The 13,840-nt window shown below is 44.2% G+C and carries 9 protein-coding genes; 8 read left to right on the forward strand and 1 reads right to left on the reverse strand.

All coding sequences use genetic code 11. The features are described 5' to 3' along the window. Window positions 1-14 precede the first annotated feature (14 nt). On the reverse strand, window positions 15-2,822 hold the full coding sequence (locus tag HMPREF0091_RS04460; protein WP_010242037.1) for a tetratricopeptide repeat protein: 2,808 nt from the start codon (window positions 2,820-2,822) through the stop codon (window positions 15-17). 371 nt (window positions 2,823-3,193) lie between these two features. Between HMPREF0091_RS04460 and HMPREF0091_RS04465 the strand changes: the two genes are divergently transcribed. From HMPREF0091_RS04465 to HMPREF0091_RS06245, 8 genes are all read left to right on the forward strand, one after another. After that, a complete protein-coding gene (locus tag HMPREF0091_RS04465; protein WP_035434618.1) occupies window positions 3,194-3,412 on the forward strand; it encodes a hypothetical protein in 219 nt (72 codons plus the stop codon). 126 nt (window positions 3,413-3,538) lie between these two features. Next, window positions 3,539-4,897: a glutamine synthetase family protein gene (locus tag HMPREF0091_RS04470; protein WP_006303093.1), complete on the forward strand. Its 1,359-nt coding sequence runs from the start codon at window positions 3,539-3,541 to the stop codon at window positions 4,895-4,897. A 76-nt stretch (window positions 4,898-4,973) separates the two neighbouring features. Then, the gene (locus tag HMPREF0091_RS04475) at window positions 4,974-5,648 is read left to right on the forward strand and encodes a winged helix-turn-helix transcriptional regulator (RefSeq protein WP_010241167.1); all 675 of its coding nucleotides are present in this window, start codon (window positions 4,974-4,976) and stop codon (window positions 5,646-5,648) included. A 181-nt stretch (window positions 5,649-5,829) separates the two neighbouring features. Next, entirely contained in the window at window positions 5,830-7,353 is a 1,524-nt protein-coding gene (locus HMPREF0091_RS04480) for a S1C family serine protease (protein WP_010241168.1), read from the forward strand. A gap of 12 nt (window positions 7,354-7,365) precedes the next feature. After that, on the forward strand, window positions 7,366-10,239 hold the full coding sequence (locus HMPREF0091_RS04485) for a heavy metal translocating P-type ATPase (protein ID WP_006303099.1): 2,874 nt from the start codon (window positions 7,366-7,368) through the stop codon (window positions 10,237-10,239). A gap of 64 nt (window positions 10,240-10,303) precedes the next feature. Further along, the gene (gene ligA / locus HMPREF0091_RS04490) at window positions 10,304-12,682 is read left to right on the forward strand and encodes an NAD-dependent DNA ligase LigA (RefSeq protein ID WP_006303101.1); all 2,379 of its coding nucleotides are present in this window, start codon (window positions 10,304-10,306) and stop codon (window positions 12,680-12,682) included. Window positions 12,683-12,697: 15 nt separating this feature from the next. Beyond that, a complete protein-coding gene (gene pepI, locus HMPREF0091_RS04495) occupies window positions 12,698-13,603 on the forward strand; it encodes a proline iminopeptidase (protein WP_006303102.1) in 906 nt (301 codons plus the stop codon). A gap of 82 nt (window positions 13,604-13,685) precedes the next feature. Next, window positions 13,686-13,799, forward strand: coding sequence for an LPXTG cell wall anchor domain-containing protein (locus HMPREF0091_RS06245; protein WP_010241179.1), 114 nt, complete (start codon window positions 13,686-13,688; stop codon window positions 13,797-13,799). The last annotated feature ends 41 nt before the right edge of the window (window positions 13,800-13,840 follow it).

Here is a 13,840-nt window from a genome sequence, read left to right on the forward strand (position 1 = left end):
AAGCTGCACGTAGGCTATTCGCCCTCTTGAGGCCGTGTTTCTATTGAGCGGATAATGCCTACCATTACATCATCACCCGACAGTAAGCCTAAGAGCGTTGCAAAATTGCGTGCCACGGGGAATACCTCGGCATCAAGCGACGCTTTTGTTCCTTCAAGTACAAATGACGTGATCTCAGGAGTTGGCGCAAGGGGTATGTTGTAGGCTTTAAGGACCGATATAAGCTCTTGTGTATCCATCATAGAAAATGGATGTTCAGTGCCATCAGATTGAGATATACCTAATTCTGCATGTAATTGCGCAACAAGGCGTGGCATAAAATGTACCGCACATGCAAAACATGCTTGAGCAGATAACTTGTGGTTCTTTATCATTTCAAGACGAGCCATGTGATAGTACGCAAGCGCTAAGCTTTCGGGAGCGTAAGCATAGCGCATGAAGTCGATAAGCTCATTTCGTGCCTGGTCGTAGCGCTCGCATGCAATTAAGCATTTTATAAGCTGAATGTGAGCTTGCCCATCAACAGGTGCAATATTTACCAGTTTATAAGCATATGTAACAGCTTTTTTATAATCTTTTAAGGCGGCTGTGCACACCGATAATCCTAAAAGCATTTCATAATAGGCGTCGGGTACGAGCATCAGCGAAACACGATGCGAATCCCACATTTGCTGTTCGTGTTGCATGAATTCGCGCGCTGTATGCGTGTGCGGCAACAACGCTTCTTTATCAAGCTCACGGTTTTTGCAGCGTCGCTCATATTCAATGCGCCCATATTTGCTGTTATAAAGTGCACGATCTATATAGTTATTAAAGTAGCGCCATTTTACCGTTTGTGTATCACGATAGCTGCCTTTTTTCTCGATATCGGTATATACCGGTGTAAGCAAATCAAGTGCTTGTTGGTATGCTTCATTATTGCAGGCATTGATTGCCTGTTTGGCAATTTGATTAAGAGTATCGCCGCTTATGAGTTCTTCGGTGATTGCTTGAGTATTATCTGGTATCAAAGCAGCAATAAGCTTACGTGCGCAGCGTCTGCACGCTTCCGTAATGCGCGGATCAACTTCATTTTTGCCACATTCCAGAATAATCTGTACTTTGTCTGAGCAGCTGAGCGTGCCAGCCGTTTCCTCGCGTGCGAGTTTTTCTGCAACACGTGCCGCAAGTTTTTCGAGGCATTCGTTTTCCTCGATTGCTAAACCCGAGGCATGTCGACAACCAAATACGCGCTGTTGTTCTTTGGATAGGCGCGTATTGTTGTTCAAGAGCACGTCGTAGCGTTTGGAAGGACAAAAACGCGTTTCATCCAACGAAAATGTCTGTTCAATTGGATGCAACATGTTGTCAGAAACATGAATTTCGGGCACAAACTGGTGGTAGATGTCTTGTAACTTTTTTGTATCGCAAAGTTCGTCAAAGTCTATGGTCAAAAAGCGTGCTTTATCAAAATCTACCGAAAGTAAGCAAGAAGTGTTGCTGTTCTGCTTTTTGCGCGCGGCAATCCAAACATGTTCAATACGGTCAGAACTTGCAAACGCAACACCTGCAAGCAGTAATGCAAGACGAAGCGTATAAGCACTTGCCAGACATTTTTTATCGCTGGCTGAATTTTTATGAGGAAGATGGTTTACAAAATCATAATCGGGAAATACATGCGCGTCTGTGGTATCAAATTCAAGAGCAACATTGCCATCTGCAACGTTGGTACGAAAATCTACATGGAGACGATAGGGAAGCCGTAGTGCTTCAACAGCATAGGCTATACTTCGACGTACTACCCACTCAGTATTGGGCACCTCACCTTGGGATTTACCCAGCATTGGCTTGATACGTGCAAGTTCATGGGCAATTGAGTTGGTATACTTGTGTAAAACCGCATGTGCCTGTTCTTGGGTAAATTCCTTATCTTGAAAATGCTCAGCTAAAATAAGCGTTGCGTTAAGCGCGACCTCTGCTTTTTCCACCGCACGTAAAGCTTGAGTTGTTAGATTTTTCCCAGACGTACGAATGTAGAAAAAGTTAGACGGCTGTGGACGAACAATACGCATTTCGGTAAGCGTAATTTGATCGGAAAAAATACCCGAATCCATAAGCTCACGCACTAAAAACCATGCAAGACAAGAAGGCTTTTGAGGTGATTTTGTTGGTGAATCGTCTGTAAGATATGCGTTGTTTGAAAGTGTAGAAAGTTTGAGTAGTTGCGTTTCTTGGCCTGTTTCGTCGCAAATCACGGTTTTTTGGGCGGATGCACTTAGGCTATTTTGCAAGCGATCGGTTGCACGTTTAAATTGGGAAGAATCCCACAGAGCGCGCTTGTCTTTGACATCTTGCGCAAAGAGTCGCAATGCTGCAATTCCATCGGCTGTATGGAGCAGCTTTGAGGTAAAGTCATCTAGATCAAAAGATTCAATTTTTGTTTTTGCCAAGTCAATTTGTTGAGCCAGCGCCTTTGTTTGCCGTGCGTGAACTTGTGAGCTGTCTTTGACGTCTGTTTTTGCTGCAGCTACGGTTGTCGCTTTTGTTGCAAGTCTATCCGCACTCGTGTTTGGTGAGGTTGTCGTATGTTCTGTGTTTGTCGAGGCAATACGTGCGTTGGTAGGCATAGTTGAAGGAGCTGTTATAAGCTCATTGTTTGCAGTACTTTTGTTGTTTATAGAAGCAAAATAGTATATCCAGCACGCGGCAACCAAGCCATAGCCGAGTGCTGCAATGTATCCACATATCATGTTTTGTCCAAAAAGAGCGTCTGCTAAAAAGAGTAAACCACCAGGAAGAAATATTACACTTATGCAGATGCACATTTCTTTAGTTATTTTCATATAAAACCTTTCGTAGTTACTCTTTAGTATAGCTTTTTTATACCCATTCGTACTGTTTGAGTGCATTCATTTTAAGGTATGAGATAAGTCTTTGTAGAGATAGTGGCAAGTGTTTGTAAAGATGATGATGGAATGGGTTATGGACAGGTGAGCTGTAAAGCTGAATGTATACTTAAAATAATATCTTCGACTACACCCTCAAATTGATTCGTCCGTACTATTCAGATATATGTTTGGATGAGGCTGTGTGTTTGCTATCGGCGATGTTAAATTGCACAACGCGCCAACTAGGTGCTTTTTGTCTAGTACATGTAAGAGAGGTTACCGTGCACAGTATAGATTACCTGCTATTGCTTCTTATTGGAGCTGTGATGGTTCGCAGTATATATCGTATTGCACGCAGTATGACAGGTGCGTGCGGTTCGTGCGATGTTAAAAAGTCCTGCCCCGCGCATGCTGGTATCTTAAGCAAAAATTCGGGTCAATCACAATGTCCAGCTGCGCAAGCTATGCTTGCTCATGCGGATAAAGCACTTGCGCTTCAACGTCTGAGCAGGGTTCAGCAGCAACCAACTTCGCACAAAGCTTAGCAGTAACATTTTTGTGCTGCTATAAATTGTGTTATCTGTTTACTTTTTCAAAAAACGCAAGAAAATACGTTTCTTTCCCAGCACGATTGTGAGAAACTAACACAAATACTGATTGAGGAGGAACGTATGGGTGATGATCGCAATATCGATTTTGTTTTACGCACCGTAGAAAAACGCGGTATTCGTTTTGTTCGCCTTTGGTTTACCGATGTGTTGGGAAAACTTAAATCATTTTCTATTGCGTCTGAAGACTTGGAAGAGGCTTTTGAAGAAGGAGTCGGATTTGACGGTTCGGCAGTTGAAGGCTTTGTTCCGCAAGAAGAGTCAGACATGCTTGCGTTTCCCGATCCAACTACGTTTCAAATTCTCCCATGGCGACATTCCGAAAATGATGGTGTAGCACGTATTATTTGCGACATAAAAACGCCTCATCGCAATCCTTTTGAAGGCGATCCACGCTCATGTTTACGTAGAGTTTTTGCCGAAGCAGAATCTAAAGGCTATATTTTAAATGTTGGTCCAAAGATTGAGTATTTTTATTTTGATCGCTCTAATGTGGATGGCTCTTTACTTCCTAAATCACTTGATACAGCTGGATATTTTGATCTTACGGCATCGGACTCTTCAACCGATCTTCGTCGCTCAACAACTCTTATGCTCGAGCGTATGTCTATTCCTATTCAATATTCCTATCACGCACCCGCTCCTTCGCAAAATAGCGTAGAGCTTCGCTATACCGAGGCTATAAGTTGTGCTGATAATATTATGACAGCGCGTTTGGTTATTCGTCAGCAGGCGTTTGATAATAATTTGATCGCATCATTTATGCCTAAGCCATCTACCGAAGTTTCGGGTTCTGGTATGTTCTTGTATCAATCCCTGTTTGATAAAGAGGGCAATAACCTATTTTGGGCTCCAAAAAAAGAAAATATTGCTCATCTAACGCCTCTCGCTCAACACTACGTTGCAGGGCTTTTAAGATATGCGCCAGAATTTATGCTTATCACTAATCCAACAGTTAATTCGTACAAACGTCTTGTTGCAAATGGAGAAGTTCCCGTATATACAACCTGGGGTCGCAAAAACCGCTCTGCGCTTGTACGTGTTCCTACGCATAAGCCTGGAAAACATCAGTCAACACGTATCGAACTTAGAAATCCCGATCCTACGGCAAATCCTTATCTTGCGCTTGCTATATCTTTAGCAGCGGGTATGCGCGGTATTGAAGAAGAACTTCCGCTTGCGCCCGAGGCTCCCATGAAATTGGACACCTTGAGTCTTGCAGAGCAAAAGGCAGCTGGTATTCATCGTTTGCCTAAAAATCTAGGTGACGCTATTGATCTTTTTGAACAAAGCGATTTCTGCCGCGGTGTTTTGGGTGATCATCTGTTTGAGTATTTACTTAAAGAAAAGCGTCGTGAATGGGATGAGTACTGTTCTATTGTTACCGATTGGGAACGTAAAAAATGTTATGTAGGCGTCTAGCTTTACGGTGTTTCGTTATGCATTGACCATATAGATGCAATTACGGTGTATTAAAGGGGTTAAGGGAGGATATTCAATGCATCATAAAAATGTCTTGCTGGTAGCTCATACTAAACGATGCGTGGCCAGTATGCAGGATTTAAAGCAGGCCTTGGATGTATCTATTTTGTCTTCTACACCTCAAACGATTCATCGTGCATTTGACTCGGGTCATGAATTTGATCTTATTATTATTGATACCCTCGATCTTGATACTGCTGTACTTAAGACTATTGAGTCTGCAGGCGTTGAACACGGTGTATCCGCATTGCTGCTTATTCAAGATCAGCGTAACTTAGATAAATTGTATATTCCTAAGCATATAAATTTTGACTTCATTTTGCCCACTGCGCCAAGTTCAGAGTTTCAAATTAGATGTGCACTTTTATTGTGGACAGGCGAAGAAGCAGAGCCAGCGGACGAGATATGCGTAGACAATATGAGTATTAATCTTGCTACCTATCAAGTGTGCATAGACACTAAGCCTGTAGACTTAACATTAATGGAGTATTCTCTTCTTTCATTTTTAGTTACTCATCCAGGTCGTGCATATTCGCGCGAAAAACTTTTGCATCAGGTGTGGGGTTTTGAATACTGCGGTGGTACAAGAACCGTTGACGTCCATATACGTCGCGTTCGTTCTAAAGTGGGACCTCAGATCGCTTCTCATATTGCTACGGTTCGTGGTGTAGGGTATCTCTTTAAATCGTAAGCATTAACGATTACCTCATTTTGTGTAACGTGTTATGTTTTGTGCAACGTGCGGTGAGCGTGTGTCAGTTTTATATGAATGTATACATTTAACCGATTATGTATATAGTTCATATATACCGATAACCTCTTAGCTATTGTTTTGAGGTATATGTTTGCCTCATGAAAAGAAAGGTGTTGCAATGAATAATGAATTGGAGCATCCTCAACACGTAAATCCAACTGCGCCTCGTCAAGATACATCACCAACAGATGTTATGGATCCTCTTGTGTCTCATTCTCAACATGAACATGACCAACAAGGTAAAACGACGTCTTCTGTTCCACATGTTTCGGCTCATGTAGCGGATACGGTCGTAGCTCCACGAATTTCAACTTCAAGTGCTCATGCACAAATTCCATGTGCACAGACAAAATCTGATCCATGTAAACCTGATACCATGAGAAAAAAACGCCATGTGCGTACATGTTTGGTAAGACTTGGATTGGCACTTATTCTTGTTCTTGCAGGCGCAGGCGTTGATTTTGGTGTTCAAAACTACCTAGCCCAAACGCGCGGACACAGCTCACAGGGTAATTCTTCTCCCTTAACTATAGACGCCCATGATCAGGATACATCCACAGCAAAGGCTGCGGCTGCTAAGGCTCTTCCTTCGGTTGTCTCAATTGGAGTGCAAAAAGCTCAGGGTTCAGGTGTGGGATCGGGTGTAATGCTCGATAGCGATGGTAATATTCTTACTAATTATCATGTTGTTGCTAATGCTCAAGCTGTTTCGGTTACTATTGCTAACAAAACGTATTCCGCAAAGGTGGTTGGTTCGGATCCTTCAAGCGATATTGCTGTGATTAAAGCCGATTTGGAAGGCGACGAAGTAACACCTATAGAAGCTGCCGATTCAGATAAGCTTTCTGTTGGCGACTGGGTTATGTCGGTAGGAAGCCCCTACGGTTTGAATCAGTCTGTTTCTGCAGGTATCATAAGCTCTCTTGCACGAAATCAATCGCTGCGTACAAAGTCGGGTACAACCTTGTATACCAACTTAATTCAAACGGATGCTTCTATTAATCCTGGTAATTCTGGTGGTGCCTTAGTTAATGCCGAAGGTAAGCTTGTTGGTATATGCACGCTTTTCTCTTCTACATCGGGGGCTTTTTCTGGTATTGGCTTTGCCATTCCATCAAATTATGCTATGAAAATTGCCCATAAAATTTTGAATGGCGAAAAAGTAACACATGCCTATATTGGCCTTGCTATGCAGACCATTAACGCACAAAATGCATCACATTATCGTTTGCCCGTTACCGAAGGTGCCTACGTTGCAGATGTTGCGGCAACGGGTCCTGCCGAAAAAGCAGGTATCAAAAAGGGCGATATTATTACTGCTGTTGATGATAAAGAAATTACCTCGGCTGATGCAATGATTTTGAATGTTAGATCTCATGAAATTGGCCAAACAGTGCGTGTTACGGTTTGGCGTGATAAAGAGAAAAAAACATTTGACGTGACACTTGGATCGGATGAAGCACTACAGCAGCAACAAAACACCTTGCAAAAGCAACAGTCGCCCAATGCTGATCCTTTTGGAATACCCAAAACCAATGAAGACGATTCCGATGATTCCGATCAAAATGGACAAGGTACACCAAACCAACGTAAAAAGCTTCAGCGCTTAAAAGAGTTCATTATGGATCTCAATAATTTATAAGCGAGAACTTATATGTCCTTGTCTAAGAACACGCGTTTGTATACATTTGACGTAGAAGGCATGACTTGTTCGGCATGTGTTAAGCATGTGCAGCAGGCAGCCGAGGGTATTACGGGTGTGCAGTCAGCAGACGTTAATTTGTTAACGCATACACTGCGTATACAGGCTTATCCACATGAAATTGGTCCGTCTTTCTGCACAACGGTTGTGGATACTCTTAAAAGCGCAGGTTACGATGCTCAAATCAGTGATGTTGCTGGTGGTGCGCATGATGGTGTTGCCGATGCAGCTGCTAACAGTGTAACCGCCACACCTGGTAGTGCTTCTGACGCTGCCGCCGCTGTTGGCGTAGCTCAAAAGCACTCTCATTCAACTCCTGCAGGCTCTGACCTGCGCGAACTTTCCCGTCTTGCGCATCGCCTTAAACTTTCAATTCTCTGTGCCGTGCCACTGATGTATCTTGCTATGGCTCCTATGTTTGGATTGCCCTGTCTATTTTCAAGCACTTCGCGTGCCGATTACGCACTTGGTGGTCTCATCCAATTCTTTTTGGCGCTGTGCATTCTCATTATCAACCGCGTGTACTTCATACGTGGCTTTAAGGCAGCTCGCGCAGGTTATGCCACCATGGATACGCTTATTGCACTTGGATCACTTGCTTCGTTTGTATATTCAACGTTTCTTGTGGGGCTTCGCTGGTTTGATGTGTTTGCGTTTCTGCATTATGCCGAACATGTGTTTTCTTTGCCACACGCGCAGCAAAGCCTTACAGAGGCACTTCCTGCTTTCGTAAGCGTATCCGCGGCTTTTCCCCTCGATCATCTCTATTTTGATTCGTGCGGCATGATTTTAGTATTTGTAAGTATTGGAACCTATTTTGAAACAAAAACCAAGCAACAAGCAACAAGCGCATTAACCGAGCTTATCAATTTGGTGCCGCCTTTGGTAACGGTTGTTACTTCTTCGGGAGAAAAGCTTTGTTCGCGCGATTCCGTGCAGGTTGGGCAAGAAATAATCGTTAAAGCAGGGGAGCGTATTGCTCTGGACGCCACCGTGGTTGCAGGCTCGCTTGCAGTAGATGAGTCTGCCCTTTCAGGCGAGGCGTTTCCTCAAGACAAAACACTTCATTCCAAGGTTTATGCAGGAACTCACGTTCTGCAGGGTTGGGCGCGTTTGCGTGTGGACACTGTAGCTTCCCAGAGCGTACTTTCTCATATTATTACCCTTGTTGAACAAGCTACTTCAACTAAAGCTCCTATTGAACGCATCGCTGATACACTTGCATCTTTATTTGTACCTGCCGTTATATTGATTTCTTTGGTTACATTTGTCACTTGGTTGTTGCTTGCAGGCGCAGTATCCGCACTTCCTTGGGCAATAAATTGTGCTGTAAGCGTGTTAGTTGTTAGTTGTCCTTGCGCCCTGGGTTTGGCAGTACCTGTTGCGCTTATGGTTGCATGTGCGCGTGGCGCGCGTTTTGGTATTTTATTCAAATGCGCTTCTGCGCTTGAAAACTTGCGCCGTGTACGTGTGGTTGCTTTTGATAAAACAGGCACGCTTACCCGTGGCAAGCCCTGTGTTACGGCACATGTTGTACTTGATGAATTATCAAATAATCAGCAGGCCTACGCATCGTTTTTGCGCGATGTATGGATGCTTGAGCATAAAAGCGAACACGTGGTTGCACGCGCTTTATGCTTATATATTAAAACATTGGCAGATAAGCATGACATAGAGCTTAGCGACAAAACGTGCACTTCTGTTGTTGATACCTGCGATTTTACTCAACAACCTGGTCTTGGTGTCACAGGTTATGTACGAGGCAGACGCCTGGTAATAGGTAATGAGCGACTTATGCACTCATTGCATATTGATATAACACAAGTTTGTGCTGTATTGCCTGAGTCTACGTTAAAAACGAGCGTTATATACGTTGCCTACGATACATGTGCCTATGCCTGTTTTGAGTTTGAAGATCTTTGCAAGCCTTCAAGCATTGAAGCGCTTGCCGCTTTGCGCACGCGCGCTCTTGAACCAGTTATGCTTTCTGGGGATACGCCTGCATCATGTGAGCAGCTTGCGCGCCAGCTCAGCATAAATAAAGTACATGCAGGTTTGTTACCAAATGAGAAATACGCATGTATCAAGAATTTACAAAATGCTGCGCACGCGCGCACGAATAGGCTTTCGCGTTTGGTAGGTTTTCGCAGCTATCCATTAGTTGCAATGGTAGGCGACGGTATTAACGACGCGCCGTCTTTAGCACAGGCAGATATTGGTATTGCGGTGGGTGCTGGAACCGATATTGCAATTGATTCCGCCGACATCGTTTTAATGAATTCCAATGTATGCGATCTTGTGCATGCATACGATTTAAGTAAAAAAACGGCACGTATTATCAAGCAAAATCTTTTTTGGGCACTGGTATATAACGTTATTTGTATACCACTTGCAGCAGGCGTACTCCAACCGTTTTCCATAACGCTTAACCCTATGATGGCTTCGGCGTCTATGAGCATTTCTTCGCTTATCGTAGTGGGGAACGCGCTTCGTTTGCTGAGATGGAAACCGCGCACACTTTCAAAAATTACTCCTACCTTGCGCGAACATTCATCTACAATAAAAGAAAAAACTTGTGTAACGCATAAAGAAGTATCTGTAACGCATAAGGAGAAAACAGTGATTATTAAGCTGGCAATTGAGGGTATGACCTGCGAACATTGTGTAAGTCACGTAACGCAAGCGCTGTCAGAGGTTGCAGGTGTTAGTAATGTCGATGTAAGCCTTGCCTGTAAATCAGCAGAAGTAGTATGTAGCGATGCACAAATATCTCAGCAACTTATTGCTGCCGTAGAAAAAGCAGGATATAGCGCGCGCTTGATGTAATGGTGCACCGCAAGCAAACGCCAGTACGAGAGTTTATTGCAGTTTGTGCTAATAAGGATCACAAATGACACAGCAGAGTAAATCTAGAGAGAAAATACCAAGTTCTTCGCTTAAGACAACTCAGATGACACAGCCTACGCTGTTTGACGTGATGTCTGAAGCTCAGGATCCAGATATGTCTGATTCTATGCAACGCGGTGATTTATCTGCAGTGTCTGATACGTCCAATCCTCAAAACTTTACCGCACCTGTTTCTACACCGCATGAATCGCTAGAAGCTGATGTTCCTGTTGACACGCATGCCAGCTTGCCTGAGGCGCGCGTGCGTGAGCTTAGAAAACTATTGGAGTATCACGCTTATCGATATTATGCTTTAGACGCGCCTTTGATAACCGATAACCAGTTTGACAGTTATCTTCAAGAATTGTTGCATCTCGAAAAAACGTATCCCTATCTCGACGATGAGCATTCATACACACATCGTATAGGTGGTTATGTTTCTCAGCAATTTCGTCGGGTTGCCCATGCTCAGCGCATGTATTCTATGGACGACGCTATGAATTTGGAAGAGTTGGATGCCTGGCTTGAGAAAACTGATGAAGCGCTTGGGTCTTCGCCGTCCAATCCTGTTGCATATACCTGTGAACTTAAAATAGATGGTTTAGGTGTTGCGCTTACCTATCACAATGGTCAGCTCTTGCGTGCGGCAACGCGCGGTGATGGTAGTGTTGGAGAAGACGTAACCGCCAACGTGATTACCATTAAAGATGTACCGCACACCCTTTTACGTGATGGTTTGCAAAAAATTGCCAACACGGGTTTTGGATCGGATATTGAGGTGCGCGGCGAAGTATATATGCCCAAGCATAGCTTTGTCCGTCTTAACGAAACCGCCGACGATGAAGGCCGTCCTACCTTTGCAAATCCGCGTAATGCTGCGGCTGGCTCGCTTCGTCAAAAAAATGCACGCATTACCGCACATCGTGATCTTGAAACATTTATTTATGCACTTGCTTCGCGCGAATCTTTAGACGTTCACACCCAAACCGATTTTTTGGCATGGTTGTCTTCGTGCGGATTTAGTGTCAATCCACATGCGCAGCGCTGTGTGTGTGCACAAGAGGTGCACGACTATTGCGCGCGTGCGCTTAAAAACCGCAGCTCACTTGATTACGATATTGATGGTGTTGTGGTCAAGGTTGATTCTTTTGCCTTCCAAGATCAGCTTGGTTTTACGGCACGCGCGCCAAGGTGGGCAATTGCGTTTAAGTTTCCGCCCGAGCAAAAGCAAACCATACTTAGAGAAATTCGCATTCAAGTTGGTAGAACAGGCGTTCTTACTCCCGTTGCCGAATTTGATCCCGTTTTGGTTGCAGGATCAACCATAGCACGTGCTACGTTGCATAATATAGACGAAGTACGTCGTCGTGATGTGCGTGTAGGCGATACCATTGTTGTCCACAAAGCAGGCGATGTGATTCCAGAAGTAGTAGGACCAGTTTTAGAAGGTGATCTTGCTGCGCTTCATTTTGCGCGTCCTGTGTGGGATATGCCGCAAACCTGTCCTGCGTGCGGTGCATCCGTTGTACGCGAGGACGATGAAGTGGCTTATCGCTGTGTTTCGCTTGATTGCCCAGCTCAGGCATCTCAACGTCTTATCCATTGGTGTTCTCGAAAGGCTATGGATATTGATGGCTTAGGCTCTGAACTTATCACCAGGCTTACAGAACAAGGCTATGTTAAAGATGTTGCCGATTATTACGATAAACTGAGCTTAGAAAATTTGAGCTCGCTTGATACGGGACGCACGTACGATACTACCAATAAATTGCACAAGCAGGGTGACGCCATTCGTGTTGGTAAAAAAATTGCGTCAAAAATCATAGCACAGCTCAATAAGAGTAAACAAGCAGGTCTTGCCCGCGTTTTGTTTGGATTGGGTATTCGTCATGTAGGAGCAAGTGTTGCAGAACTTATCGTGGCAACATATCCTGATCTTGAAAGTTTACTGCGTGCAGATAAAGACGAAATTGCAGCTATAGATGGTGTTGGCCCCAAAATTGCTGCTTCATTGGTTGACTTTTTGCATATGCCACAAAATATGGAAGTGCTTATCCGTCTGCAAGCTGCAGGTGTGGTGCTTTCAGCTCCTGAACAGAAGGCTCTGCTTCCGCAATCGTTAACAGGATACACCTTTGTGCTCACCGGAACGCTTGAGGATCTGTCGCGCACTGCTGCAGGAGATGCGCTCAAAGCCTTAGGTGCAAAAGTTTCGGGTTCGGTATCTCGTAAAACAAGTTTTGTGATTGCAGGGGAGCAGGCAGGCTCAAAGCTAGACAAAGCGCGCGAGTTGGGTGTATGTGTTATTGGTAGAAAAGAGCTTGATGAGATCTTATCTACTCAAAAACTGCCGCAATATTTGCTTGAACAGCTTAAGGAATAGCTCAAAGGAGAAGAGATGTCATTATCACAGTTAAACGACCATATAGAAGTTCACGAAAACACGATGGACTTTATGGGCTATAAAACGTACTACCGCATTGCGGGCGACATAACTTCTGGTAAAGCACCGCTGATCACGCTTCACGGAGGACCTGGTTCTACCCACAATTATATGGAACTCCTTGATCCTGTGGCTTTGTGTGGCCGTGCGGTTATCAGCTATGACCAGCTGGGTTGCGGAAAGTCGTATGTAGAAAATCGGCCCGATTTGTGGAAACTTAGCACATGGGAAAACGAGCTTGATGCCCTTATCAGCCATCTTGGTTTATCAAAATATTATCTGTTAGGCCAATCATGGGGCGGTATGCTGGCACAGAGCTTTGCACTGGATTGCAACGCACAGAGTTTGCAAGGGCTTATTTTGTCGTCTACTTTGCCGTCCTCGCAACTTTGGGCGCGCGAGCAGCACCGTCTTGCGCGTATGCTTCCTGCGCTTGAATACAGTGCGCTTATGAATGCCGAAAAAACACAGGACTTTTCTGGCCGTGCATATACCCAGGCTCTTGACCATTTTATGACTATGCATTGCTGCGACTTAACATACGACGAAACTGCGCCCGAATGCTTGCGCCGTCCTAAGAAAAGTGGCGAAGAATCCTATGTAGTTGCGTGGGGTCCAAACGAATTAACGGCAACGGGTACGCTTGCAGATTGGAACGTGATTGATCGTTTGCACCACATTAAGGTGCCAACGCTCATTATCAGCGGCACAGATGATGAGTGCACACCGCTTATTGCAAAGACTATGTTTGATCGTATTCCAAACGCACGCTGGGAATTATTTGAAGGTTGTAGGCACATGTGTTACGCCGAAAACACCGAGCATTATCTGAGTGTCATTTGTGATTTCATGACCAACTAGTATAATGTGTGCCTGTGTGAGGTTACTTATTTGCTTAGCAGACCTTATAGGACAAGCTTGTAGGATATGAAATGAGATTCTTATGATAGCTGTAACTAATGATATTTTTAGCGGAACGCAAGCACCTGTCATTATTGGCATTATTATTGCTGTTTGTCTGATAATAGGCGGAATTTTGCTACGTCGTCGCAAATAGTAAGCATTCTCAAGGTGAAACAGCTAAGATAATCTCTATAG

The sequence above is a fragment of the Fannyhessea vaginae DSM 15829 genome (assembly GCF_000159235.2).
GTDB classification, from domain to species: domain Bacteria; phylum Actinomycetota; class Coriobacteriia; order Coriobacteriales; family Atopobiaceae; genus Fannyhessea; species Fannyhessea vaginae.